This is a genomic window from Streptomyces desertarenae (genome assembly GCF_042681365.1).
GTDB lineage: Bacteria > Actinomycetota > Actinomycetes > Streptomycetales > Streptomycetaceae > Streptomyces > Streptomyces desertarenae.
In genome coordinates this window covers 57,492-83,021 of record NZ_JBHUFU010000003.1, presented here as the reverse complement: position 1 = coordinate 83,021, position 25,530 = coordinate 57,492, and the positions used below count along the sequence as shown (strand labels likewise).

Sequence of the window (25,530 nt, the reverse complement as noted above, 5' to 3'; positions counted from 1 at the left end):
CGGTCCGCGCCCCCGATCCGGGCACCGGCTAGTCCGGCAGGTCGTGGGCGTACTCCACGTACAGGGGCGTCGCAACGGTCACCGTTGCGCCGCGTGCTTCGAGGAGGGTGGTGACTCGCGCGTAGCCTCGCATCCAGGCCGCACCGGCGGGCGGCAGGAAGTCGGCGCGCTCGATCACCTTGGAAACCACGAACGGGGGCGGCGCGGGCGCCGGGGGCAGCATCGGCTCCGGAGCTGCGTCGATCCGGTCCGCGGCGGGCGGCTGCCCGACGCCTGCCGTGCGCCGGACACCGGGAGCGGTGAAGGCGCTCCCGGCCACGTCCTTCAGCGTCAGGCCCGTACTGGGGAGGGGCGCGAGCAGATGCCGGTCGTTCCCGTGGAGCAGGAGACGGCAGGGGCCGGGGGCGTAACCGTCCGAGACGGGTGAGTCGAGGAAAAGGACCGTTCCGATTCCCGGGTCCCGACTGCCGACGCGGAAGAAGTGGAGCGGTGCCTCGAAGTAGACCCATCGGCCTGCCCGTGCGTCCGGATCCTGGTACCAGAGGGCGTGTTCCTCGATGTACCCGACCACGGCGTCGAGGTCCCGGACCGCGGCCGCGGCGGGGGCCGGCTCCCCGCCGAGATCGAATTCGATCCCTCCACCGCCCACGGGGGTGTTGGCGTCGAGCCTGAACCTGTTGAGACGGCGGCCTGTCCTGCCCCACCGCCGTCTCCCGGGTACGAACTGCTTCAGTTTGTTGTCTGACAGGTAGACGAGTTCCCGCACCGATCCCCCTGATGTCGCGGACACACCGGATCGTAGCCATCCCAGGGGCGGCAGGGGGCGGCAACGCCTTTCCGCGGCGCCGGGGGCGAAGACGGTTGCCGGGCTCCCCGGCGGCGCGGATCGCGCGGCCCACGCCGCCCTCGGCCGGCTCCTCCGCCCCTGTCCTCACGCTCCGGCCCGCCGCACCCGGCGCGACGCCCACCGGTCCCTCCCCGAGCCGGACCGCGACCGCGCCCGCTTCCCCGGCACCGACTCCAAGGGACACGGAACCGCGAGCCCTCCGGCAGCCCCTTGCCGGCCGTACGGCGAACGAGCCGGGCAGCCGCGCGGCACACCGGCGGCAGCAGCGGCGACCGCCCCGGTCCCCGGTGCGGACCGGTCGGCGGGCAGGACGGTGCGCACGCCGATCACACGGGCCGGGTGCGCGACCACGTCGGCGGTGGACGCCTGGCGCAGGTTCCGCACCACCGTGCCACAGCCCGTTCCGCGGCACGGCGGGCGACGGCCGCTTCCTCCGACGGATCTCCCGGGACCAGGACGGAGCGCTGCGTCTCCGGATGCCCCGACAGCGCCCGGAGACGCCGCACCCCGCCGCGCCCGGTGACCCGTCCGCCGAAATTTCCGACGCACCATCAGGTGACAATGAAAACGATAATCGATAACCTCTCTCGCGGCCGTGCTCATGCCACGCGAAGGGTGAACCGTGGGACATCTGCTGATGATCGAGAGCTGGGTCGGGTCGATGAGTCGGTTACTGCCCCGCGCGATCGGGGAGTCGGGGCACCGCTTCACCTTCCTCACCAGGAACCTGCACCACTACCTGCGTTCCGCGCGGCCGCCGGGGCCGCACCCCCTGCTCGCGGCGGAGAACGTACTCACCGTCGAGACCAACGACCTCCCCGCGCTGCTGGACCGTGCCGAGCGGCTGCACGGAGTGCTGCGCTTCGACGGTGTGGTCTCGTCCTGCGACTACTACCTCCCGGCGGCGGCCCGGGTCGCGGAGCGCCTGGGCCTGCCGGGGCCCGCACCGCGTTCCGTCGAGACCGCCTGCCGCAAGGACGCGACCCGGCAGGCGCTGGAGGAGGCCGGGGTGCCGGGGCCGCGCTACGCGGTGTGCCGGGACTGGCCCGAGGTGGCCCGGGCCGCCGCGGACATCGGTTTCCCCCTGGTGGTCAAGCCGACCGATCTGTGCGCCGGGATGTACGTGCGCCGGGTGGCCGACGAGAGGCAGCTCGCCGAGGCGTACAAGGCGATGGGCGATTTCCCGGTCAACGCGCGGGGCCAGCGGCGTGCTTCCGCCGTCCTGCTGGAGGAGCTGCTCACCGGTCCGGAAGTCAGTGTCGAGACGGTGTCCTACGACGGCACCTGCCACGTGGTGGGAGTGACCGACAAGAGCGTCGGCGGGGCCCCGGCCTTCATCGAGACGGGCCACATGTTCCCGGCCGCGCTGGATCCGGACGCCGTGCGGGAGGCCGCCAACACCGCGGTCGCCGCGCTCCGGGCCCTGGGCCTGGACCAGGTCGTCGCCCACACCGAGATCAAGCTGACGGCCGGCGGTCCGCGGATCGTCGAGGTCAACCCCCGCCCGGCCGGCAACCGGATCACCGAGCTGGTCCGGCACGTCACCGGTGTCGACCTGCCCGCCGCCGCCGTGGACATCGCACTGGGGCGCCACCCGGGCCTCACCCCCCGGGACACCGGCGTCCGCAGTGCCGCGATCGCCTTCCTGCTGCCGGACCGGGACGGTGAGCTCGCGGGCTTCGACGGGGCCGAGGCCGCGCAGTCCGCCCCCGAGGTCCGCGAACTGGACCTCGTCGCGCCCGGCCGGACCGTGCGGGCGGCCACCAGCAACAACGACTACCTGGGCCACGTCATGGTCACCTCCGCCGAGGCGGGCGCCGCCCGCGCCCGGGCGGAAACCGTCCTGGCCGGACTGCGCCCCCGCTGGACCGGGGCCGTGGAGGTGGGTGCGTGACGGCCGCCACCGTGCCCGCCGTCCGGTCGGTCGCGGAACTCCTCGGACGGGTGCGCGGCGGCGAGTTCGGGCCCGATCCGGCGGGTCAGCGCATCTCCCTGGCCTTCACCACCACCCAGGCCGTCCGCCACCGGGGCCGCGGCGGCGGATACCGCAACGAGGTGCTCAGTCTGCGGCTGGCCGCGGCGGTCGGCTCCTGCGCGGTGGAGCCCGGCACGCTGCCGCAGGGCGCGCTGGACGACTGTGTCGGCGCCGATGTCGCCCACCTGCTGGACCATCCGCTGCCTGCGGTGCGGATCGCCGCCCTGGACGCCTACCTCGCCCACGTCCTGCCGCACACCCCCGCCCACGGGGCCCGGCCCCTCCCCCTGCCGCCGGGCGACAGCCTGGGAAAGTCGCGCGCCCGCGCCCGGGCGGTCGTCGATCTGCTGCCGTCCGGCCCCGCCGTACGCCGGGTCCTGGTCGTCGGCGTCGTCAACTCCCTCCTGGAGCGGCTGCGTGAGCGCGGCACCGGTTACATCCCGTGCGACCTCAAGGGCGGCGCCACCGAGTGGGGGGAACCGGTCCGCACCGACGCACAGGCGGAGCTGGAGGGCTGCGACGCCCTGCTGGTCTCCGGCATGACCCTGGGCAACGGCACCTTCGAGCCGCTGCTGGAGCACGCCCGCACCACCGGCAAGCCGCTGGTCCTCTTCGCCCAGACCGGCAGCGCGGTGCTGCCGCGCTTCCTGGGTGCCGGGGTCACGGCGGTCTCCGCCGAGCCCTACCCCTTCTTCTGGCTCGACGGCGGCCCCGGGGTGCTCCACCACTACCGCCTGCCGAACGGACCGGGGGACAGGCCGGGGGACGCCACATGACCACGCTCACCGCCGAACAGGCCGCCGCGCCCGAGCTGCTGTCCCTCCTCGGCCGCACTCCCCTGGCCCGCATCGCCGTCCCCCTCCCCCGCCCCCACCCCGGCTTCTGGGCCAAGCTGGAGGCCCAGGGGGTGGGCGGGCTGAAGGCCCGCGCCGCGGTCGCCATGCTGCGCGGCGCCCGGGAGCGCGGGGAACTGCGGCCCGGTGCTCCCGTGGTGGAGTCCACCTCGGGCACGCTCGGTGTCGGACTCGCCTTCGCCGGGCAGGCCCTGGGCCATCCCGTGGTGCTCGTCGGCGACGCCGAGCTGGAGCCCGCGGTGCGCGGTCTGCTCCGGGCCCACGGGGTCCGGCTGGAACTGGTGGACCGTCCCGCACCGCGCGGCGGATGGCAGGCCGCCCGGATCGCCCGGCTGCGCGAACTGCTCGCCGAGCTGCCCGGCGCCTACTGGCCCGACCAGTACAACAACCCGGACAACACCGCCGGTTACGCCGCCATGGCCGCCGAGATCGGCGACGCCCTGGAGCACCTGGACGTCCTGGTGTGCAGCGTGGGCACCGGCGGGCACAGCGCGGGACTCACCGGCCCGCTGCGCCGCCGCTGGCCGGGACTGCACGTCATCGGGGTGGACTCGGTCGGCTCCACGATCTTCGGCCAGCCCGCGCGTCCGAGGCTGATGCGCGGGCTGGGCAGCAGCATCCACCCCCGCAACGTCCGGTACGAGATCTTCGACGAGGTGCACTGGGTCGGCCCGCACGAGGCTGTGGACGCCTGCCGCCGGCTGGCCCGCGGCTGCTTCGTCAGCGGCGGCTGGAGCACCGGCGCGGTCGCCCTGGTCGCCGCGTGGGCGGCCCGCACCCGGCCCGGCGCGGTGGTGGCCACCGTCTTCCCCGACGGGCCCCACCGCTACCTGGGCACGATCTACGACGACGACTACTGCCTGCGGAACGGCATCGGCACCGGCGGCCCGCCGTGCGACCGGCCCCTGGAGATCCCGCACCCGCAGTCCGTCGAAGCCACCGGGTGGACCCGCTGCCGCACCGTCGTCGACCCGCTCGCGACCGGAGCGGAGGGCCGGGCATGAAGCTCACCGTCCGCACCGTCTCCCTCGAACTGGACCGGCCGCTGCGCATCTCCCGGTCCGTGATGGCCCGCCGGGACGCCGTGTGGGCCTGCGTCGAGTCCGCGGGGGCCACCGGGTACGGCGAGGTGGTCGGCTCCGCGTACCTGGGCCTGACGGCCGGGCAGGCCGCCCGCGCCCTGCTCGGCCGTGCCGCCCCCGCGCTGGCCCGGCACTCCGGCCCCGCACCCGCCCTGGCCGCCCTGCGGGAGGGCGCCCTGCTCCCCGCGGAACTCCCGCCGGGCGTCACGGCCGCCGTCGACTCCGCCCTGCTGGACCTGCTGGGCAAGCACACCGGGCAGCCCGTCCACCGGCTGCTGCCCGGCCGGGACGCCCACGGCGCACCGCCGGCCGCGGCGACCGCCCGCACCATCGGCATCACCGATCCGGCCGACGCCGCCGCCCAGGCCCGCTCCCTGGCCGCCAGGGGGTTCCGCCTGCTGAAGATCAAGGCCGGTACGGCCGACCCGGCCGAGGACCTGGACCGGGTCGCGGCGGTACGCGACGCCGCCCCCGGCGCGCGCCTCCTGCTGGACCCCAACGGCGCCTGGACACCCGGGCGGGCCGAGGCGCTGCTGCCGCGCTTCGCCGCCCTGGGGGTGGAGGCGGTCGAGCAGCCCACCGCCCCCGGTGACGTGGAGGCGCTGGTCCGGCTGGCCGAGCACTCCCCCCTGCCGCTGATCGCCGACGAGGACGCGGTCGGCTACGACGACGCACTCCGCCTGGCCGGACGGGTCCAGGGGGTGAACGTCAAGCTCGCCAAATGCGGCGGTGTCCACCAGGCCCTGCGCATCATCGAGGCCCTCGGCGGCAGCGGCACCGACGTCATGCTCGGCTGCCTGACCGCCTCCTCACTCGGCATCGCGCCCGCGGTGCACCTGGCGGACCGCGCCCGCTGGGCCGACCTGGACGGCCACCTGCTGCTCGCCCGCGACCCGTGGCAGGGCATCGGCGGCCAGGACGGGACCGTCCGCACCACCGGGCTGCCCGGACTCGGCGTCGCACCGGCGCCGGCCGCCGTCCCCCCCGCGGCCGCACTCCCGCCGGGAGGGGGCTCCGCGTGAAGACCCTCCGCGCGGTGCGCGGCTTCCCCCCGGCCGTGCGCCTGCTCCTGGTCAACCAGTTCGGGGTGAACACCGGCTTCTACCTCCTCATCCCCTACCTCGCCCTCCATCTGGACGAGAACCTGGGAATGTCGGCCGCGGCGATCGGGATCGTGCTCGGGGTGCGCAACCTCAGCCAGCAGGGCCTGTTCATCATCGGCGGGTCGGCGGCCGACCGCCTCGGGGCCCGCGGCGTCATCATCTCCGGCTGCGCCCTGCGCACGGTCGGCTTCGGGTTCTTCGCGCTCGGCGACTCCCTCACCGTGCTGCTCGCCGCCTCCGTGCTCAGCGGGCTGGCGGGAGCGCTGTTCAACCCGGCCGTCCGCGCCTACATCTCCGTGGAGTCCGGGCAGCGCAGGGCCGAGGCGTTCGCCCTCTTCCAGCTCTTCGCCACCTGCGGTGCGCTCACCGGGCCGCTGCTGGGCAGCGTCCTGCTCCTGGTGGACTTCCGCACCTCGGCGCTGACCGCCGCCGCGGTCTTCGCGGTCCTCACCGTCGCCCAGGCCCTCGTCCTGCCCGCCCGCGAGGTGGAGGGCACCGGCCGGACCTCGGTCCTCGGCGACTGGCGGGAGGCGCTGGCCAACCGCCGCTTCCTGCTGTTCGCGCTCGCCATGACCGGCATGTTCACCCTGGAGACCCAGCTCTACCTCCTGCTGCCGGACGGCGCCCGGACCGCCACCGGCTGGGCGGGCGCGGCCGGCCTGGTCTTCCTCACCGGCACCGTCGCCGGCCTGGCCCTCCAACTGCGCATCACCGCCCGGCTCAAGGAGCGCGGCGACCGCGGACGCTGGATCGCCACCGGACTCGCCCTGATGGGCGCCGCGTTCCTCCTCCCGCTGCCGGTGACCGGCCGGGCGGACACCGGCCCGCCGGACACGGCGGCCGCGGCGGCACTGCGGATGCTGCCCGTCCTGGCCGGGGCGTTCCTGCTCTACCTCGGCGTGATGGTGGCCCAGCCCTTCGTCATGGAGCTGATCCCCGCCTTCGGGCGGGAATCGCTCACCGGCACCCACTTCGGCGTCTTCTACGTGGTCTCCGGGATCGCGGCCGCGGCCGGGAACACCGCCGTCGGCTGGGCCATGGACCTGGGGCGGCGGATGGAGCTGCCGTGGCTGCCGTGGCTGTGCTGCCTGGCCTTCGGTCTGTCCTCCGCCGCCGGGGTCGCCGTGCTGCGCCGCCGGGCCGTCCTGCCCGAGCCGGTGCCCCCCTCCCGTACCACCTCCGTCCGGAAGGCGGTCCCGTGACGGAAGACACGACCGTCGGCAACCTGCTCACCGACCGCCCCGAACTGTACGAGGCCCAGTTCCCCGACCCCGACCGCGTCGCCGCGCGCTGGACCGAGGACGTCCTGCTGCGCCACGGTGCCGGCCCCCGGGTCCTGGACGCGGGATGCGGCACCGGGCGGGACGCCGCCCACCTCCACCGGCTCGGCCGGCAGGTGACCGGCATCGACCTGGCCGAGACGATGCTGGCCCACGCCCGCCTCCACCACCCCGGCCCCGACTACCTCCGCGCCGACCTGCGCGACTTCGCCCTGGATCGCACGGTGGACGCGGTGGTCTGCCTGGACAGCGCGCTGCTGTACTGCCACACCAACACCGAACTCGCCGGTTTCCTCGCCGCCTGCCGCAGGCACCTGTCACCCGGCGGCCTGCTCGTCGCCGAGATGCGCAGCGGCGCCTTCTTCCTGGGCAGCACCGAACTGCTCGACGCCCCCCGCACCCGGTCGCTGACCTGGAACGGCACCGCGTACACCTCCGTCACCACCCTGTGGATCGACCGCGCGGCCCAGCTACTGCGACGGCGCCGGGTGTGGAGCGCCGACGACGGCTCCCCGCCCGTGGAGCAGCGCTCCGCCTGGCGGCTGCTGTTCCCCCAGGAGATACGCCACCTGCTGGACACCGCCGGGTTCGAGGTGCTGGAACTGCACGACGGACCCGGGCCGCGCACCGAACCGCCCTGGCGCCCCGGCGCCCCCGCCCCGGACGGCACGGCCGACGGCGACCGACTGCACCTGGTCGCCCGGCTGCGCGCCCGGCCACCGGAGCACCGGCCCGCAGCCTGAGCCCTTTCCCACCGCCACCCTCGACGCCGCCCCCCAGTACCGTCCCGGCACCAGCAGCAAGGAACGAACACGATGAGACACACCAGCACCCAGTACCCCGCCGGGCCCGCGCGGCGGACCGTCCTGGCGGCGTCGGGCGGTACCGCCGCCGCCCTGGCCCTCGCCGCCTGCGGCGCAGCGGGCGGCAGGGGGACGGACGGTGGCAGCGACGACGGCAAGCCCCGCCGCGGCGGGAAGCTGCGGGCCGCCTTCGCCGGCGGCGGGGCGAACGAGACCCTCGACCCGCACCTGACGAACCTGTTCGCCGACGCCGCCCGCGCCAAGGCCCTGTTCGACAAGCTCGCCGACTTCGGCTCCGACATGTCCGCCCGGCCCCGCCTCGCCGAGAGCTGGGAGCCGAACAAGACCCTGGACCGGTGGACCGTCGTCCTCCGCGAGGCCGCCTGGCACGACGGCAAGCCCGTCACCGCCGCCGACGTGCTCCACAGCTACCGGCGCATCGCCGACCCCGGGCGGGCCTTCCGGGCCAAGGCGTCCCTGGAGGCCATCGACCTGGACGCCAGCCGGGCCCGGGACGACCGGACCGTGGAGTTCCGTCTCAAGCGCCCCTACGCCGAGTTCCCCAACGTGCTCGCCGCCTTCGGCGCGTACATCGTGCAGGACGGCACCGAGACGTTCGGCAGGCCGATCGGCTGCGGCCCGTTCCGCCACGTCTCCTTCACCCCCGGCCGGTCCCTGCTCACCAGGCGGTTCGACGGCTACTGGGACGGCGCGCCCCATCTGGACGAGCTGGAGTTCACCGTCGCCGACGAGGAGTCCGCGCGGATCAACGCCCTGCTGGGCGGCCAGGTGGAGTACGCCCACGAGCTCAATCCCACCACCGCCCGCGCCCATGAGAAGAGCGGGCGGGTGCGGATCGTACGGCTGCGCAACAGCGCCATGCAGGGATTCGTGATGAAGACCGACCGCGCGCCCTTCGACGACCGGCGGGTGCGCGAGGCGTTCTTCCTCATCGCGGACCGCCGGGAGCTGGTCGACGGAGCGCTCTCGGGGGCCGGGGAGATAGGCAACGACCTGTTCGGCAAGGGCTACCGGTACTACGCCGCGGGCATCCCGCAGCGGAAGCGGGACCTGGAACGCGCCAGGAGCCTGCTGCGCGAGGCCGGGCACGGCGGCGGTCTCACCGTCACCCTGGACACCTCACCGGTCGCCACCGGCTTCGTCGAGGCCGCGGAGATCTTCAAGGAGCAGGCCGCCGAAGCGGGCGTCACCATCGAGGTCAAGGTCGGCAACGCCGACACCTACTGGAGCGACACTCTCGACTCCGGCGTCCTGGCCTGCACCCGCTCCGGGACCATGCCCATCGAGACGCACATCTCCCAGCGGCTGCTGACCGACTCCCCCACCAACGCCACCAAGTGGCGGCACGAGGACTTCGACGAGCTCTACCGGCAGGCCCAGGCCACCGCCGACGAGACCGAACGGACCGCGCTGTACGAGCGGATGCAGCGCCGGCTCCACGCCGAGGGCGGTTTCCTCGTCTGGGGATTCGCCGACTGGATCGTCGCCACGGCGTCGAACGTGCGCGGGGTCGCGAAGGACGCGCCCGCCAACACCTTGGACTGGGCCCGCTTCGACCGGGTGTGGATGGCGTGAGGGACCGTCCCTCCTGGCTGCTGCGGCGGCTGGTGCTCGGCGTGGCGCAGACCGCCGGTGTGGTGGTGCTGGTCTTCGCGCTCACCGAGGCGCTCCCCGGCGACGCGGCCGTCGCGCTCGCCGGGGACGCCCCGGACCCCGAACGCGTCGAGCGGATCCGCCGGGCCATGGGGCTCGACCAGTCGGCCGCCGAACGGTTCGCGGACTGGGCGACCGGGCTGGTCCGCGGGGACCTGGGCGTCTCGCTGGTGTCCGGCCGCCCGGTCACGGAGTACCTGGCGGCGGGCCTGGGGCCCACCGTGCTGCTCGCGGGTGTGACCGTGGTGCTGCTGGTCCCGGTCGCGGTGGGGCTGGGCGTCCTCGCGGCCGGCCGCGAGGGCGGCCCCGCCGACCGGGTGATCAGCATCGTCACACTCGGCGTGTACGCGGTGCCCGAGTTCGCCCTCGGTGTGCTGCTGACCGTGGTGTTCGCGCTGTGGCTGGGCTGGCTGCCGCCCACCGCCGTCGGCTACGGCTCCGACCTGCTCGGCCATCCGGCCGTCCTGGTGCTGCCGGTGCTGGTTCTGCTGGCCCGGCCGGTGTGCTCCGTCAGCCGGCTGGTGCGGGCCGGAATGATCGACGCGCTGGCCTCGCCCCACGTCGCCCAGGCCAGGCGCTACGGCGTCACCGGCCGCCGCATCCGCTGGGCGCACGCCCTGCCGGGCGCGGCGGCCCCGGCGGCGCAGCAGCTCGCCCGGACCGCCGACTGGCTGCTGGGCGGGGTGATCGTGGTGGAGTCCCTCTTCGTCGTCCCCGGACTGGGCACCGTCCTGATGGACGCGGTGGCGGCCCGCGACATCCCGGTCGTCCAGGGGCTGGCGGTCGTCTTCGGCACCGTCACGGTCGTACTGAACCTGGGGGCCGACCTGGTGACGCACCGCCTCGCACCGCGGTCGGAGGTGACGGCGTGAGCACGGGACGTCCGAAGCGGCTGCCCCCGGGGCAGGCGGTGCTCGGTGCGGCGCTGATCGCCGTGCCCCTGCTCCTCGCCGTCGCGGGCCCCTGGCTCGCCGGTGAACCGGGCCCCCGCGGGGTCTCCTTCACCACGGGCGGCGGTCACTGGCTCGGCACCGACTTCACCGGCCGGGACGTGTGGCGGCAGGTCCTGCTCGGCGGACGCTCGGTGGTGGTCACCGCCTCGGCGGCCACCGCGGCGGCCTATCTGATCGCCCTGCCGATCGGGTTGGCCGCGGCCCTCACCCACCGCGCCTGGCTGGAGGAGCTGCTGATGCGCCCCTGGGACGTGGTGCTGGCCGTTCCCTCGCTGCTGCTGATGCTGATGGCCGCTGCCCTGTTCACCCCTTCGGCCGCGGGGCTGGTACTGATCGTGGCCCTGGTGAACGTGCCCGACGCGGTCCGGATCGTGCGCGCCGGCGCCGCCGAGGCGGCGTCCCGGCCCGCGGTGGAGGCCATGCGGATGCAGGGGGAGGGCTGGTGGCGGATGGCCGCCGGCTACGTCGGCCGCTCGATGCTGCGGACCCTGGTCGCCGACGCCGGGGTGCGGCTGACGGGCGCGCTGTACCTGGTGGCCACCGCCGCCTTCCTGGGCGTGGGGGTCGCCCCCGACGCCGCCGACTGGGCGGTGATGGTGGACCACAACCGCACCGGACTGTTCGTCCAGCCGTGGGCCGTGGTGGTTCCGGCCGTGCTCATCGTCGCGCTGACCACCGGAACCAACCTGCTGTTCGACGCCTTGCTGGCGAGCAGGGCCCGGGGCGGATCCGGGGGAAAGGAGGCCCGCCGTGATGTCCCGGCCCGTGGCACGCGTTGAGGACCTGCGGGTGGAGGCCGGCGGCCGGGCCCTGGTGGACGGTGTCTCGTTCACCGTCCTGCCCGGCCGTTGCACCGCCCTGGTGGGCCCCTCCGGCAGCGGCAAGAGCACCACCGGTCTGGCCCTGCTCGGCGAGTACCCGGCCGGGGCGCGGGTGAGCGGCACGGTCGCCGTGGAGGGGCGGGCGGGCTACGTCCCGCAGAACCCCGCCGCCGCGCTCCACCCGGCCCGGCGGGCCGGGGCGCTGCTGACCGACATCGCCCGCCTGCAGGGCGGCAGCCGCGCGGAGCGGGCCGGGCGGATACGCGCCGCGCTGCGCGCGGCCCAGCTCACCGACCCGGACCAGGTCCTGCGCAGGTATCCGCACCAGCTCTCGGGCGGCCAGCAGCAGCGGGCCGTCCTCGCGCAGGCGCTGCTGTCGGGCGCACCGGTGGTCGTCGCGGACGAGCCCACCACCGGGCAGGACGCGCTGACCAGGCAGCGGGTGGTCGCCGAGCTGCGGGCGGTCCTCGACCGGGGGGTGGCGGTGGTACTGCTCAGCCACGACCTGGACGTGGTGCGCGAGATGGCCGACGACATCGTCGTCCTGCGGGACGGCCGGGCGCTGGAGGCGGGGCCCGCCGCGCAGGTCCTCTCCGCGCCCCGCCATCCGCTCACCGCGGAGCTGCTGTCCGCCGCCGTACCGGCACACGGGGGCGGAGCCTCGGAATCCCGCGGTCGGGACGGGGACGCCCCGCCCGTCCTGCGGGTGGAAGGCGTCACGGCCTGGCACGGGCATCGCCGCACGGGCACCGTCCTGCACGACGTCTCGCTGACGCTCGGCACCGGTCGGTGCCTGGCCGTGGTGGGCCGCTCCGGCTCGGGCAAGACGACCCTCGCCCGTTGCCTCGCAGGGCTGCACCGGCGCTGGTCGGGCCGGGTCCTGCTCGACGGCGAGCCGCTGCCCCGCAGCGTGCGCGACCGCGGCCGGGAGCAGCTGGCCGCCGTGCAGTACGTGTTCCAGGACGCCAGGGCCTCGTTCGACGAGCACCGGCCGGTACTGAACCAGGTGACCCGCACCGCCGTCCGGCTGCACGGCGCGCACCCGCAGGCGGCTCGCGCCGAAGCGCTCTCCACGCTGGCCGCCGTAGGACTGGACGCGGGCACCGCGGCCCGTCCGCCCGGCGGTCTGTCCGGCGGTGAGCTGCAGCGGGCCGCGCTCGCCCGCGCTCTGCTGGCGCGCCCCGCCGTCCTGCTGTGCGACGAGATCACCTCCGGCCTCGACCCCGTCAACCGGCGGGAGATCTGCACGCTGCTCGCGGATCTGGCGGCCGGTTCCGGGAAGGGTGCCGTCACGGGCGGGGGGACGTCTGTGGTGATGGTCACCCACGACCTGTCGGTGGCCTCGGCACTCGCCGACCGGATCGCCGTGGTCGACGAGGGGCGTGTGGTGGAGTCCGGCCGGACCCGGGAGGTGCTGTCGAATCCCGGCCACCCGTTCACCCGGCAGCTGCTGGAGGCGATGCCCCCGTTCGCCGGTGCTGCGCGTGGTCCCACGGCCTGATCCGGTCGGGGGGCGCGAACCGCGGGCACCGACCGGGTGTCAGCGGGGCAGCGGAATCTCGTAGTGGACGGTGGCGAAGCCAGGGCCGTGCTCGCCGGTGGTCCTGGCGTCGAAGACCTCCTTGGCCATGCTGTCCCAGAAGGGCTGGGCGCCGGGAATGTCGGCGTTGGTGTGCAGGTAGAGGCCGGCGTAGTCCGCCGCGGCGGCGAAGTCGGCCGCCATCTCCACCATGGCCCTGGCCAGCCCGTGGCGCCGGTGCTCGGGGCGGACGTAGACGCGGACCAGTTGGGCGGTGGAGCCGGACGGGTAGCGTTCGGCGATCCACCGCGGATGCGGTGGGTGCGCGGGGCCCCGGGAGAGGAGGCCGGTGGTGGCGACCACCTTCCCGTCCGGTGCGCCGCCGTGCACCGCGACGAGCAGCAGGTGCCGGGAGTCCGCCAGGTAGGTGCCGTGGATGTCGGTGACGTCCGCGTGCCATGCGGGCACGTACCCGTAACCGAACTCGCGGTAGAAGGTGTCCAGCATGACGCTGCGTGCGCCGTCGACGTCCCCCGGGGTGGCGGGGCGGACGAGGTAGGGGCCGATGGGGCGGGGAGAGGGGCGGCGGTTGTGCATGCGGGGTCCGTGGGGTCCTGGGGTGGGTGAGCGTGTCGTCGTCGATCAGGGGAGGGGGCCGGTCGAGGGTCAGTGGAGGGGCCCGCTGCCACGGCCGACGACGTGGAAGGCGGTCCCGCCTTCACCGGCGACGCGGGATGTCAGCCGGTGTTCGGCCCACTCGGCGCGCAGTTCCCCGTCGGTGGCCGTCCACCACTCGTGGTCGACGGTCGTCTCGGACACGCACCGGCCGTCGCGCAGGGTCCGATAGGTCATCCTCCAGGTGAGGCGTTCCTCGCCGGAGGGGTCGGCCTGCGCCCAGCCCTCGTAGTCCTGTTCGCCGGCGCGGAAGCCGCCCATCCTGGCCGGTGGCACCGTCTGGGGGGTGTGGGGCGGAAGGTTGTTGACCAGCAGCACTCCGCCCGGCTCCAGGCGCTCCGCGATTCTCGCCCACAGCCGCCGGCGCTGCCCGGGGGTCAGGTGGCCGAGGACGTTCATGGCCACCACGGCCCGCAGCCCGCCGGGGAGTTCGCAGCTCTGGGCGTCGGCGTCGACGACGGTGACGGTGGAGTGCAGGGACGGGTCGTCGGCCAGCCGGGCGAACAGGGCGGTACGCATGGCGGCAGAGGGCTCGACGGCCGACACGGGGACGCCGGGCAGGGCCGAGGTGATGACCCGCACACCACGCCCGGACCCGGCACCGAGGTCCACCACCGGCCCCGACAGTGCGGCAAGGGCCTTCAGCTCGGCGGTCAGAGCGGGGGACGTGCCGTGCCAGAAACCGGCGATCAGCGGATCGATGTACGGGGCGGACGCGGCGTAGGGATCGGGCACCGCCGACTCCTCTTCTTGGCAACGAAATTCAGGTTCATCGAGGGTAGGGTTTCGGGAGCCGGGACGGGAGGGGACACGCGGGGTTTCCGCGCGGAAGCCCCTCCGGGTGCGGGGCGGATGGCCGGGGCCGACCGGGGGACGCCTCGCGCCGCCGGGCTCGTCGGGCACCTTGCCCGGGGACGAGCCGTCCGGAAGGAGCGCGGAATCCGGTCCGGGACTCCGGAGGCGACGTCCGAGGTGGATCAGGGGAACGTCCCGGCGGTCCGGTCGGCGGGGACTCCGGTGGGCGGCGGAGGAAGAGGGCCGGGCCGGGCGGTGCCGTGGCTGCACCACCGCCCGGCCCGGAGCCTTCACGCCGCCGGCAGCGGCTGCCGGTGGTCGTGGTCGCAGGCGTCGTCGATGCCGTGGGCGTCCCACGCGGGGAACGGGTCGCGGAGTGGAGGCGCCTCGCCCTCGGCCGTCAGACACGCGGACAGGGCGGCCCGCAACTCGTCGGCGCGCAGGTCGGTGCCGATGAAGACCAGTTCCTGCTCCTGGCCGTCCCCCGCCCCGCGAACGCCGGAGGGCTCGAAGCGGGCGACGGAGCCCGCCTGGGACCACAGCCCGGTCACGTGCGGGCGGGACGCCAGGTGGAAGAAGCCCTTGGAGCGCAGGACCTGCCCGAACCTCCCGCTGTCGAGGTCCTCGGTCACGAACGACCACAGCCTCCCGGGGTGGAACGGCCGGCCGGAGCGGAAGACGGTGGAGGAGATGCCGTACTCCTCGGTCTCCGGCACGTGGTCGCCGTTGAGCTCCATCACCCACCCCGGCGCCTGCTGCGCCCTCTCCAGGTCGAACAGGCCGGTGCCCAGGACATCGCCCAGGGCGACCCGCCCGTGGGCGGCGGACACGATGCGGGCGGCCGGGTTGAGCCGGGTGAGTGCGGCCCGCAGCCGGTCGGCGGTTGCGGCGTCGACCAGGTCGAGCTTGTTGAGCACGATGACGTCGGCGAACTCGACCTGGTCGGTCAGCAGGTCGCTGACGGTGCGCTCGTCGTCCTCGTACGGGGCCAGGCCCCGCTCGGTGAGCCCGTCCCCGCCGGCGAGTTCGGGCAGGAAGTTCGCGGCGTCGACGACGGTGACCATGGTGTCGAGGCGGGCGAGGTCCGACAGGGTGGCGCCGTCGTCGCGGGGGAAGGAGAACGTGGCGGCGACCGGCATCGGTTCGGAGATGCCGCTGGACTCGATGAGCAGGTGGTCGAACCGTCCCTCGCGGGCGAGGCGGTCGACCTCCTCCAGCAGGTCGTCGCGCAGGGTGCAGCAGATGCACCCGTTGGTCATCTCCACCAGGCGCTCCTCGGTGCGCGACAGGGCCGCCTGCCCGCCGCGCACCAGGGCGGCGTCGATGTTGACCTCGCTCATGTCGTTGACGATGACCGCCACCCGCAGACCCTCGCGGTTGGCCAGGACGTGGTTGAGCAAGGTGGTCTTGCCCGCGCCGAGGAATCCGGACAGGACGGTCACCGGCAGCCGCTCGTGTGCCATGCCTTCTCAGTCCCCGGGGCGCAGCAGGCCGCGCTCGTACGCCCTGACCAGGTGCTGCGGCACCAGGTAGGACACTCCGTCCACGGTGATCGGCACGAGCCGCGGCGTGCGGGCCTTCCACTGGGCGCGGCGGTGGCGGGTGTTGCTGCGGGACGTCTTCCGCTTGGGTACGGCCATGGCGGTCCTCCTGTTCGGTGGGCGCTCCGAACACTACATGAAAACGGTATTCATCTTCAAATGCTCCTGTGGCCGCGTTGCTGCGCCCAGGCGGGGGCGGACACCCCGCCAGGGCACCATCACGCGGCGGACGAACCGGCGGTACTCGGCATCCGGGGACGGCCGAAGCGGCAGCCGGATCGGCCGATCCCGGCATCGGGCCCGGGCGGGTACGCGCCCGCCGGGGCGCAGTCGCAGCCGGAGGTGTGGACGGCGGCGGCCGGGGTGGGGCAGGTGGCGACCGGACCGGCGGGCATCGCGTCGAAGCCGGCTCGGGTGATCCCCCGGCCCGGCCAACGGCGTGGGCCCCTCCCCTGCGGGCGGGCCCACGCCGGCCCCGTGCCGACTCGGTATCGGTCGCATTGTCGGTCCGGTCTGCCAGCATCCCACCATGCCCCACGACACCCTGGTCGCCGAACCCTGCAAGGACGACTCGCTCGGCGGAGTGAGATCGGCCGCGCTCGAAGGCGTTCACCGGCTCGTCGATCTGACGGAGGCCTGGCGCGCAGCATCGTCTGGGCAGGTGCGCCGGCCGCCCTGGAGGCCCTGTGGCGGCTGCAGGCCCGGATCACACACGGGCTCGGATCACACACGGGCTCTGCGCAGGCGGCTCGGCACCGCCCTGGTGACGGCTGCCGGGAGGCAGGGCATCACGGCGGGGCAGCTCATCGAGCGCAGCGTGTCCGGCCACGGCCCGGCCTCGGACGGCTCGCTGGAACATGGGCTGGGTGAGCACCGGGCACGGGTGGCGATCGAGGACGCGACCGACGGTGCGGCTCACCTTCCCTTCGCCGGCCCCAAGGAGGACGTCGCCCCGTACGGTCCCAGCTGCGGCGCAGGACGGGTGTACGGAACCCGACGACACCCGCCGTGCACCGTCCCCTCGCACCGCAGGGGCGACGGCACGGTGTTCCTGCCGTTCGAGGACGACCGGCTCTCCCTGATCCTCAGCAAGGCCCTCCTGCCGGCCGCCGACACCACGGTCACCGACGAGCCCATCCTCCACCAGATCAAGCGAGGCACCTGATGAGACTCGCCGACCGGCTGATGCGCGCACTGACCGACCCGTCCTTCCAGGTCGAGGTCGAGAGAGCCGATCTGTCGCAGATCTCCGACGAGGAGCTCGGCAGCCTCCTCCCGGCGGCCTACCGTGTGGGCCGTTCAAGCACGCCTTCGATGATGACGGCCCGCTCCGCGATCCAGGACCTGGGCAGGGAACGGCAGCCGCGCTACACGCCCGACGCGTGCCGCCGGATGTTCGAGGCGCTCGTCGCACAGAGGGAGGCGCGCAACCGGGCGGACCTCACACTGGGGGCGGGCTCACTGCTGCGCTGCACCGGTCCGTGGCCCGATGTTTTCGGCCCGGCCCGCACACTGACCGAATTCCTCCTGGAGAAGGACGACATGAACCAGCCGTACGCGCTGCTCGCAGTGGCGGGGCTCGCGGGCGGCACGGTGCTGCGCGCGGTCGCGGAGCGCCTCTGCCGGAGCGAAGGTCCCATCGCACTGGACGAGACCGGCACCATCACCGGCCTCGCCCCGGCCGAACGGGCGTTGCTGTCCGAGATCGACCGGGCCCGTTCGCTCACCTCGCCGCCGCCCCTCGCGGACGCGTGGCAGAGGCTGGCCGGCGTCCCCGCCTACGCCGCGTTCGCCCGCCGCGCGCTGCAAGCGGCGGCCGACCGCGCCGACGCGATCCAGGCGGGCAAGATCCCCTACCGGGCGGACAAGGCGTTCACGGAGCGGGAGGTCGTCGCGCTCGGGCACGCCGCGCGGGTGGCGCTGCTGCGCGACGAGCCGTGGCTGCCGGCGTTGCTCGACCGGCTGCTGCCCGGCATCGCGGTCGCCCCGACGGCCGCCAAGACCCTGCCGTCGCAGGCACTCCTGTACGAGGTGGTCCGCGCCGGGCAGGACTTCCCGACTCCTGAGCTGGTGACCGCGGTACGTACCGTACGGACGGTCGTCCGGCACGCCGGAGTGCCCAGGCAGCTCGACAGGATGCTCAAGCGGGTCGAGGCGGCTCTGGCCGAGCGGACCGACGTGGCGCTGCGGCTGCCGACACTCGGATTCGGCGACGACGGCGTCCTGCGCAGGGAGGCGGGCGGTTACGCGGCCGTCGTCACGGTCGCCGAAACCGCCGGGCTGACCTGGGAGAAGGACGGCCGCCCGCTGCGCGGTGCCCCCGCACCCGTCCGCCGCGACCACGGCGACCTGGTCAAGGAGCTGCGCGACCTGGTCAAGCGGGTGGGCGTCCAGCTCGGCACCCTCGCGCGGGCGCTGGAAGGCGGCTTCACCGTCGACGCTGTCCATCCGTACGGATGGTGGCGCGCCGAGCTGGTCGGGCATCCGATCGCCCGGGCCGTCGTGCGCCGGCTGGTCTGGGAGATCGAGGTCGCTCCCGGCGAATGGCGGGCCGTCCTACCCGGGGCCGGGAACCTTCCCGACGCCCCCGACGATGCCTCAGTACGGCTCTGGCACCCGATCCGCTCCGAGCCCGGCACCGTACGGGCCTGGCGGGACCTGCTGACCGAACGACGGATCCGGCAGCCGTTCAAGCAGGCGTTCCGGGAGATCTATCTGCTCACCCCCGCAGAGGAGGAGACCCGTGTCTACTCCAACCGCTTTGCCGGGCACCTGGTGCACTACCGCAGGATGTTCGCGCTTTTCAGAGCCCGGGGGTGGGCGAGCGGCCTGCTCGGCCCCTGGGACGGCGGAGACGAGGACGAGGCCGTACGGACCCTGGCGGCGGGGCAGTGGCAGGCCCGCTTCGGCCACGCCCTGGCGGACTGGGAGGGCGACCACGAGCTGGCCGCGACCGATCGGGTGCGCTTCGCCCGCCGGGTGGAGGGCGCCTTTCGGGAGGTGCCGCTGGCCGAGGTGCCGCCGCTGGTGTTCAGCGAGGCGATGCGCGACGTCGACCTGTTCGTGGGCGTGACCTCGATCGCGGCCGACCCCGACTGGACCGACCGGGGCGAGGACCGCCATGCCGCGTACCGGCGGACGGCCGCGTTCGGCGAGCTGGCCGAGAGCGCCCGGGCACGCCGCGACGCCCTGGAACGGATCCTGCCACGCCTGAAGATCGCCGACAGGTGCTCGCTCGACGGCCGCTTCCTCGTCGTCCGCGGCGACCTGCGCACCTACAAGATCCACCTGGGCTCGGCCAACATCCTGATGGAACCCGACGACACCTACCTGTGCATCGTCCCCTCACCCCGCAGGAGCGGCGGCACGGTGTTCCTGCCGTTCGAGGACGACCGGCTCTCCCTGATCCTCAGCAAGGCCCTCCTGCTGGCCGCCGACACCACGATCACCGACGACACCATCCTCCACCAGATCAAGCGAGGCGCCTGATGGCCACCGTGAGGTTCCGGGACGAGACCGCGACGGGCAAGCCGGTCACCGAGTTCGAGGTCGCCGGACTGCCGGCACGCATGACCGTACGGGAGCTGATCAGGCTCCGGGTCCGCGAGGAGGTCGCCCGGCACAACGCTCGTCCGAGCGATCGCTTCAACGGCCTCGTCCGCCCCGACGGCGCCGAGGCGGATCTGAACGGCTACCGTTTCCGCGAGCCACGCCGCATCGACTGGGAGCGCCAAGCCGAGATCGCCGAGCGCGCCTTCCTCTCCAACGGGTTCTTCGTTCTCGCCGGGGACCACCAGGTCGAGGAGCTCGACGAAGTCGTGGACCTCACCGCAGATCCCGACCTGGCCTTCATCAAGCTTGTCGCCCTCGTCGGCGGCTGACGAAGCCCTGGCACCACTCCGGCGTAGCCGCGTCAGGACGCTCAACACCGTGAGGTGGTGGGCCACCGGGGCGCCGGCGGCACCACACGGGCGCCCTACTGGGGGCGCCGGGAGGCCCTCTCCGCCAGTCGGCAGGCTCACAGCCGCTCGCACGCGAAGATCCGCTCTCGTCGAGCAGGCCGTGGCCACCCTCAAGACCTGGCGGCTCCTGCGCAAGCCGCGCTGCTCCACCACCCGCATCGCCGGCCTCGCCCGGCCCTCCTCACCCTGCATCCGACTTGCTCAGACCGGCGTCGGAAGACGCTCAGAGCCACGAACCGTGAACCAAGCCGGCATGGTGGTCAGCTCATGGGACCGCTGTCGTCGGCGGTGTGCGGTGTCAGCGGATCACCGCAGACCCGGCAGCAGCGCGTGTCGCCCCTGTCTGGCTCGGGCGCGCAGAAGGCACACGTAAGCAGGGAGCACCCAGAGCAGCGGTAGCCCATACCTGTGCCGAGCATCGCATCCCGCGCAATGAGGATCTCGGCACCGCTGGACGCGAGTTCCTGCCCGGGTGGGTCGAGTTCGAGCGGTACGACGACGGACTCGCACCATCCGCATCTGGTGGTGGAGAGAACGGGCGCGGGCAGCGCGGGCCGCGGTCCGTACTCCAGCGGCTGTCCGGTGGCCTCGTCGAAGATGAAGATCAAGTCCCGACCCAGATTGCCCTCGGGGGTTTCGACGATCACATACACGAACTCCTCCCGCACCGGCGTCGCCCGCAGGAAGGTCAGGGCGGATGCGCGGTCCGGGCCTCGGTGCAGGTGGTAGGTGTACGGGCTTTCCTCGGGCTGTTCGGTACGGACGAACTCGACAGCCGCTTCCCCTCCGGCGGCTGCCACCTGCCCCGCCTGTCCGCTCCCGGCCCGGATCTCGGCGGCTCGCTCCCCGTCCCCCGCCCGTTCGAAGGCGAAGGCAGCGTCGGCGCGGGCCCGTGCAGTCATCGGATGGTTTCCGCCGTAGAGCCGGAGACAGTCGTGAAGGAGCCGTTCGAAGAGGGGAAGTGCCTGGTCCGAACGGCCGGCGGCCGCGTAGGCGGCGGCGAGGCTGCTGCGGTGGCGGAGGGTGTCGGGGTGGCCCTCGCCGGAGATCCGGACGCTGTCGGTGAGGTTCCGCTCGTTCAGTGCCACGGCCTGGTCGGTTTCGCCCGCTACCTGAAGCGCGGTGGCGAGGCTGCGGCGGGCGATGAGGGTCGCGGGATGCTCCTCGCCCAGGTCCCCCTCGGCCTGTTGGAGGTTGAGGCGGAACAGCCGCAGTGCGCGATCCACGTTCCCTCCTGCCAGATCCGCGTAGGCGAGGTTGTTGCGCACCTTGCGGGTGTTCGGATGGTCGGCCCCGTACAACCGGATGCTGTCGCGTAGAGCCCGCTGCAGGAGTTGCAGCGCTCGCTGGTGGTCGCCGGCCAGTCTGCAGGTGTCGCCCAGGTTGTTGAGGGCGGCCATGGTGTCGGGGTCACCGTGCCCCAGTGCCTCGGCCCGCATCGCAAGGCTTTCGGTGAGGATCTGGGAGGCCCTTTCGACATCGCCGACCTGCAGGTGGACGCGGGCGAGGGAGTCCAGGGAGTGCAGGGTGTCCCGGTGCCTGCTCCCCAGGACTCGGAGGCAGACCTCGTGGTTCCACGCGAAGAGTTGCACGGCTTTCCGCAGGTTCCCGGCCTCCTGGTGGGCGTGTCCGAGAGCATCCCGGGTGGCCAGCAGGAAGGTGTCGTCCGGGCCGAGGAGCCGCGTTCCGGCACGTAGCGCTCGGTCGAGGTGCACGGCGGAACGGGCGAAGTCCCGCTGCTCCAGCAGGAGCTTTCCAGCTTTGTCGAAGAGCCGCACGGCAGCCTCTGTGTCCGTCTCCGGACTGGTGTGTTCCTCCAGGGCGTCCGCGTGCCGGATCAGGTCCCGCAGGTCGCGACGAGCGGGCTCGGCGTTGTCCCCCTCCGGCAGCGCCGCGGAGAGCTGGGCGAGTGCAGTTTCCCGTGCCCTGTCGATGTCGTCGGGTTGCCGGAAGGGGTCGTCCGGGTCGGCGGTGCGGGTCACTGCCTGGACCACTCGGTGCACATCGAGACCGGCGGGATAGGCGCTGATCATGCTGTACGCGGCCAACCGCCCGACCGCCGCGGCGATTTCGGGTGCCGGTGCGAGACCGTCCAGCAGAGAACGCGGAATGTTGTACGGCGCGTACCAGGCGAGGATCCGCAAGATCTCCCCGGCGAGGGGTGTGCCGGCCAGGCGTTCCAGCGTGATGTGCCACACCCGGGCGACGGTTCGCGACAGCTCCGTCTCCTCGCTACCCGTGCGATACATCTCCGCCGGATACTCCGCGAGCAGCCCGAGATAGTCCCGTGGGGTGATCCCGGCCTGGGCGATGAAAGCCCCCGCCTGCTCGATCGCCAGCGGAAGGCCGCCAAGCTCCGAGCACAGCGCATCGGCGCCGTCCACGTCGTGCCGCTCCGCCCGGGCGACGATGCGGGTCAGCAGTTCGACGGACTCGTCCGGGGTCAGTACACCGAGCCGCACGGTCTCGGCGAGGCCCTGCCAGCCGTACGCCCTGCGGCTGGTGATCAGGAAGCGGCCGTGCGGCAACTCGGCGAGCAGCGAACCGATGTCCCGGGGGCCGTCGACGTTGTCCAGGACGATGAGCCAGTCCCGGTGAGCCGCTAGCCAGCGAACGGCCCGGTCGCGCAACGACGGCGACGACAGCGCTTCCGCCAGCCCCGGCTGCAGTCCTCTCGCGAGTTCAGCGAGCCCGCGTTCGATCGACGCCGGGCTGTCCGCGGTGATCCACCACAGGGGATTGAAGGAAGCGCCCCGCGTGGCGGCCCAGTGAGCGGAGAGGGCTGTCTTGCCGACGCCGCCGAGCCCGTGCACCGCCCGGACGAGTACTCCGCCGGGTGCGTCGAATGCCGCGTCGAGGTCTGTCAGTTCGCTCGTGCGGCCCACGAACGCCTGCGCGCGTAACCGCGGCAGGTTCGTGAGCCGCCCCGTCAACTCCACCTCGGTGACGGGCAGCAGAGCCTCACGTGGCAGGATCGTCGGACTCGCGTGGTCGCCGGTGAAGATGTAGCCGTTGTTGTCGCCGGCGACCCCCACGGCCGAGTCGCCGGAGACACTCATCCACACGGCCGCCTCCGGCTGCCGGTTCGGAGCCACCGGGGCTTCGGACTGCGGAGTCGGCTTGCCGCGGCGGCGAAACAGAGGTGCCATCCGCGTCACATACTCCCGTCTTGACGGTTGTGCCGCGGCCCGCTCTCGCCTCCGTTTCCGCCTCGGCGACCGTCGCCGGGCCAGCGCACGTCACCCGGCGCCGCCGTGTGTCCGCTCCGTGTCGAGACGTTGCCCCGGCTGTCCCCGCCGATGGCGACGGCCCCCGGTCCGGATGCCGTCACAGTTCTCCCAGGCTCGGCCCTCGACCGGTGAGCGGGAGGGAGATCGTCTCCCGGCTCCGGGGCGGCGGAGTCCCGCCAGAGCGCACGCACGGAGACGGCCAAGCCCGCGAGGCCCACGAACACCCCTGCCACGCTGGCCGCCTGATCGGCTGCCGCCAGGTCGGCCAGGAAGACCAGCAGGAGCAGCCCCACGGCCAGCGCGGCGCCCAGGCAGGCCCCGAGCCACGCCCAGACCCTGCGCCGGCCGGTCGTCGTTGTCGTCATTCCTCAATCTTCCCCCAACTCGCCCTGCCTGTTGCCGGTTTGCGGGGAACATGGGAGCCGGAAGCACGTGTCGCACTGCGAGGAACACACCATGTGGAAGCGCCTGCGGGCCCACTTCACCCGTGAGGAGAAGCGCTCGTCGTCCTGGGCCGGCGAGCGGCTCATCACGCGGCTCAGCGTGGACGGACGCACCCGCCTCCTGCATCGTGATGTCCCCGCCTTCGTGGCGGAGGCCGTCGAGGCGGGCTCCGCGCTGCTCGCTACGGAGTTCTCCGCGCTCACGGCCGTGACTCCGCCGTACTGCAGGCTGGCCGAAGTCCTGGGCCGGGGCAGTGAGGTCACAAGCGAGTGCGTGGTGCACTGTCTTCGGTGCTTCATCCGGCACGACCTCACCGCGCTGGCCCTGTACACGTACCTGCGCGGGAACAGACGGTGGCGCAAGCCGCCCATCACCGAATGCCGGCAGTGCGGGTGCCCCGAAGCAGTCATGATCTACGACAGCGGGCTGCAGGAGAGGAACGGGAAGCCGCACAAGGTACGGCGGGTGTTCGACACTGGTCAGAGGATTGAGCACATTCACATCCTGCACAGCGCCGCGGCAGCCCCCAGCCCGGACATGATCTACGCGACGGCCGAGTACATCAGCCAAGGCGCGGACATCTCGGACTGCCGCATCACCACCCGTCAGACCCCCTCTGATTACGACCACGACCGCATGTGCGACCTCGCACTGGCGATCGTGTGCCACGAAGAGGCAGAAGGCTTACTCAGCCAGGACGCACTCTTGCGCACCACGACAAGAGTGGTTCGGATTCCGGGTTATGGACCAGTGGTGGCGGCGGTCGTGATCGGTCCTGACTAACTGATCGCTTCAAATGAGCTGAGCTGCGGGCCTGGTGCTCGACGATCTTGGTCGGCAGGGGTTCGGGGTGCGTACTGATCCTGATCCGGACGGCCTGCGGGAGCGGGCGGCCCGGTTGCTGAGCCTTCTCCAACCTGACCGACGTGGAGTGCCGGGCCTCGTCCGGAACGGTCGGCAACCGGTCGCGCGAGCAGCGGACCGCTGCCTCAAAGGCCCGATCCGATCGTGACCGCGGTCTGGCCACAGGCTCCTGACCAGTGCATACGGCAGGCTGGAAAAGGCTCGGTAAGCGGGGACCGCCGTGCTGAAGCCGCAGGGATTCGGCCCGCCATTCCCGTTTCACCAGTCCCAGGCGTGGTGGAGACCGAGTTCTGCGGCCAGGTCGCGGTGCCACCCGGGTGCATCACCGTCCTGCCGTCTGGAGAACACCCGCCTTTACCGAGGCGATGGCTCACCCGCGTTGCATTCAAGGTCCGCTTGCCGGCGCGCCCCGGCAAGCCGCCGCATCCCGCGCACAGCAGGCGAACCGCCCACCTCGAAGCCTTTGAGGACCTCGGGTGAGCCGAGGATTCCGCAGAGTTACTTCGTGAGCTGAACGAGAGGCCCACTGCAGTGCGGACAGCGGGGGCCCACAGTCGACGTGCCGTTCCCGGTCACGCACCGGCCGCAGCCTACGGTCCGGCATGCGGCGCACTTCCACCCGATCTCGGGCGGGACGATGACCACGTCGGCGTCGGATTCGGCAGTGGAGTACACGGGCGCGGCGCATGTCCTGCAGAAGTCCACGCCCATCTTCGCAAGAGTGCCGGGAGCCTGTACGTGCCCCAGGTACGCCGCCTTGGCGAGATGAATGTCCGCTTCCTCGTGGCGGCCGAGGCGACCGAGCGTCATACCCAGCGCATTGCGGGCTTCGGCGTGATCGGGGTCGAGGCCGAGGCATTGGCTCAGCGGCTTGACGGCCGCGGCAGTCTCCCCCAGTCGGAAGAGGCAGGCACCGAGCAGGAAGTGACTGTTCGGCACGTCCGACTGCAAGCGGATCGAAGACGCGAAGGCATCGGCTGCCCTGCGGTAATCGCCCCGGTCGAAAGCCTTTTTCCCTTGCTCGAACAGGAGTTCCGCCGCAAGCTCTCCTGCATCGTTTCCCTTCCTCCGTAAGCGGTCGAACAGACCCATCGAACCTCCCGGAACG

The 25,530-nt window shown here is 73.1% G+C and carries 21 protein-coding genes and 1 pseudogene; 15 read left to right on the top strand and 7 right to left on the bottom strand.

What is annotated here, in order from left to right; all coding sequences use genetic code 11:
* Window positions 1-28: 28 nt before the first annotated feature.
* On the bottom strand, window positions 29-790 hold the full coding sequence (locus ACFSJS_RS06525; protein ID WP_380897743.1) for an SAVMC3_10250 family protein: 762 nt from the start codon (window positions 788-790) through the stop codon (window positions 29-31).
* A gap of 679 nt (window positions 791-1,469) precedes the next feature.
* On the opposite strand from ACFSJS_RS06525, the gene ACFSJS_RS06520 reads away from it, so the two are divergent.
* The 10 genes from ACFSJS_RS06520 to ACFSJS_RS06475 all read left to right on the top strand — a co-directional run bounded on the left by ACFSJS_RS06520 (window position 1,470) and on the right by ACFSJS_RS06475 (window position 12,893).
* Window positions 1,470-2,741 (top strand): ATP-grasp domain-containing protein, encoded by a 1,272-nt coding sequence (locus ACFSJS_RS06520; protein WP_380897741.1) that lies wholly within the window; start codon window positions 1,470-1,472, stop codon window positions 2,739-2,741.
* A complete protein-coding gene (locus ACFSJS_RS06515) occupies window positions 2,738-3,598 on the top strand; it encodes a Rossmann-like domain-containing protein (protein ID WP_380897739.1) in 861 nt (286 codons plus the stop codon). The genes ACFSJS_RS06520 and ACFSJS_RS06515 overlap by 4 nt, the downstream gene beginning before the upstream one ends.
* Window positions 3,595-4,680 carry a PLP-dependent cysteine synthase family protein gene (locus ACFSJS_RS06510; RefSeq protein ID WP_380897737.1) on the top strand — a complete coding sequence of 362 codons (1,086 nt, stop codon included), beginning with the start codon at window positions 3,595-3,597 and terminating at the stop codon, window positions 4,678-4,680. The genes ACFSJS_RS06515 and ACFSJS_RS06510 overlap by 4 nt, the downstream gene beginning before the upstream one ends.
* Window positions 4,677-5,780 (top strand): dipeptide epimerase, encoded by a 1,104-nt coding sequence (locus tag ACFSJS_RS06505; protein WP_380897735.1) that lies wholly within the window; start codon window positions 4,677-4,679, stop codon window positions 5,778-5,780. The genes ACFSJS_RS06510 and ACFSJS_RS06505 overlap by 4 nt, the downstream gene beginning before the upstream one ends.
* On the top strand, window positions 5,777-7,063 hold the full coding sequence (locus ACFSJS_RS06500; RefSeq protein WP_380897732.1) for an MFS transporter: 1,287 nt from the start codon (window positions 5,777-5,779) through the stop codon (window positions 7,061-7,063). The genes ACFSJS_RS06505 and ACFSJS_RS06500 overlap by 4 nt, the downstream gene beginning before the upstream one ends.
* Window positions 7,060-7,884, top strand: a complete 825-nt coding sequence (locus ACFSJS_RS06495; protein WP_380897730.1) for a class I SAM-dependent DNA methyltransferase — start codon at window positions 7,060-7,062, stop codon at window positions 7,882-7,884. The genes ACFSJS_RS06500 and ACFSJS_RS06495 overlap by 4 nt, the downstream gene beginning before the upstream one ends.
* 72 nt (window positions 7,885-7,956) lie before the next feature.
* A complete protein-coding gene (locus ACFSJS_RS06490) occupies window positions 7,957-9,540 on the top strand; it encodes an ABC transporter substrate-binding protein (RefSeq protein WP_380897729.1) in 1,584 nt (527 codons plus the stop codon).
* Window positions 9,537-10,490, top strand: coding sequence for an ABC transporter permease (locus ACFSJS_RS06485; protein ID WP_380897727.1), 954 nt, complete (start codon window positions 9,537-9,539; stop codon window positions 10,488-10,490). Before ACFSJS_RS06490 ends, ACFSJS_RS06485 begins: the two co-directional genes overlap by 4 nt.
* Complete coding sequence (locus ACFSJS_RS06480; RefSeq protein ID WP_380897725.1) at window positions 10,487-11,350, top strand: ABC transporter permease; 864 nt, start codon at window positions 10,487-10,489, stop codon at window positions 11,348-11,350. The genes ACFSJS_RS06485 and ACFSJS_RS06480 overlap by 4 nt, the downstream gene beginning before the upstream one ends.
* A complete protein-coding gene (locus ACFSJS_RS06475; RefSeq protein ID WP_380897722.1) occupies window positions 11,325-12,893 on the top strand; it encodes an ABC transporter ATP-binding protein in 1,569 nt (522 codons plus the stop codon). The genes ACFSJS_RS06480 and ACFSJS_RS06475 overlap by 26 nt, the downstream gene beginning before the upstream one ends.
* A gap of 39 nt (window positions 12,894-12,932) precedes the next feature.
* Here the strand turns inward: ACFSJS_RS06475 and ACFSJS_RS06470 are convergent, their stop codons facing one another.
* The 4 genes from ACFSJS_RS06470 to rpmF form a co-directional block, all read right to left on the bottom strand.
* Window positions 12,933-13,508: a GNAT family N-acetyltransferase gene (locus ACFSJS_RS06470; RefSeq protein WP_380897720.1), complete on the bottom strand. Its 576-nt coding sequence runs from the start codon at window positions 13,506-13,508 to the stop codon at window positions 12,933-12,935.
* Window positions 13,509-13,577: 69 nt separating this feature from the next.
* Complete coding sequence (locus ACFSJS_RS06465; protein ID WP_380897718.1) at window positions 13,578-14,321, bottom strand: class I SAM-dependent methyltransferase; 744 nt, start codon at window positions 14,319-14,321, stop codon at window positions 13,578-13,580.
* A gap of 350 nt (window positions 14,322-14,671) precedes the next feature.
* Window positions 14,672-15,844: a GTP-binding protein gene (locus ACFSJS_RS06460; RefSeq protein ID WP_380897716.1), complete on the bottom strand. Its 1,173-nt coding sequence runs from the start codon at window positions 15,842-15,844 to the stop codon at window positions 14,672-14,674.
* A 6-nt stretch (window positions 15,845-15,850) separates the two neighbouring features.
* On the bottom strand, window positions 15,851-16,021 hold the full coding sequence (gene rpmF / locus ACFSJS_RS06455) for a 50S ribosomal protein L32 (RefSeq protein ID WP_380897714.1): 171 nt from the start codon (window positions 16,019-16,021) through the stop codon (window positions 15,851-15,853).
* Window positions 16,022-16,685: 664 nt separating this feature from the next.
* On the opposite strand from rpmF, the gene ACFSJS_RS06450 reads away from it, so the two are divergent.
* From ACFSJS_RS06450 to ACFSJS_RS06435, 4 genes and pseudogenes are all read left to right on the top strand, one after another.
* Window positions 16,686-17,087: a DUF7737 domain-containing protein gene (locus ACFSJS_RS06450; RefSeq protein WP_380897712.1), complete on the top strand. Its 402-nt coding sequence runs from the start codon at window positions 16,686-16,688 to the stop codon at window positions 17,085-17,087.
* On the top strand, window positions 17,087-19,411 hold the full coding sequence (locus ACFSJS_RS06445) for a DUF4132 domain-containing protein (protein ID WP_380897709.1): 2,325 nt from the start codon (window positions 17,087-17,089) through the stop codon (window positions 19,409-19,411). The genes ACFSJS_RS06450 and ACFSJS_RS06445 overlap by 1 nt, the downstream gene beginning before the upstream one ends.
* Window positions 19,411-19,803 (top strand): hypothetical protein, encoded by a 393-nt coding sequence (locus ACFSJS_RS06440; protein WP_380897706.1) that lies wholly within the window; start codon window positions 19,411-19,413, stop codon window positions 19,801-19,803. The genes ACFSJS_RS06445 and ACFSJS_RS06440 overlap by 1 nt, the downstream gene beginning before the upstream one ends.
* A 60-nt stretch (window positions 19,804-19,863) precedes the next feature.
* Window positions 19,864-20,094, top strand: a pseudogene (locus ACFSJS_RS06435) (IS5/IS1182 family transposase); the annotation flags it as partial.
* Between the two features lie 50 nt (window positions 20,095-20,144).
* Here the strand turns inward: ACFSJS_RS06435 and fxsT are convergent.
* Window positions 20,145-23,033, bottom strand: a complete 2,889-nt coding sequence (fxsT, locus tag ACFSJS_RS06430; protein WP_380897704.1) for an FxSxx-COOH system tetratricopeptide repeat protein — start codon at window positions 23,031-23,033, stop codon at window positions 20,145-20,147.
* Between the two features lie 537 nt (window positions 23,034-23,570).
* Here fxsT and ACFSJS_RS06425 point away from each other — a divergent pair.
* Window positions 23,571-24,341, top strand: coding sequence for a hypothetical protein (locus ACFSJS_RS06425; RefSeq protein ID WP_380897702.1), 771 nt, complete (start codon window positions 23,571-23,573; stop codon window positions 24,339-24,341).
* Between the two features lie 579 nt (window positions 24,342-24,920).
* Here the strand turns inward: ACFSJS_RS06425 and ACFSJS_RS06420 are convergent.
* Window positions 24,921-25,514 carry a tetratricopeptide repeat protein gene (locus tag ACFSJS_RS06420; RefSeq protein ID WP_380897701.1) on the bottom strand — a complete coding sequence of 198 codons (594 nt, stop codon included), beginning with the start codon at window positions 25,512-25,514 and terminating at the stop codon, window positions 24,921-24,923.
* Window positions 25,515-25,530: the final 16 nt, after the last annotated feature.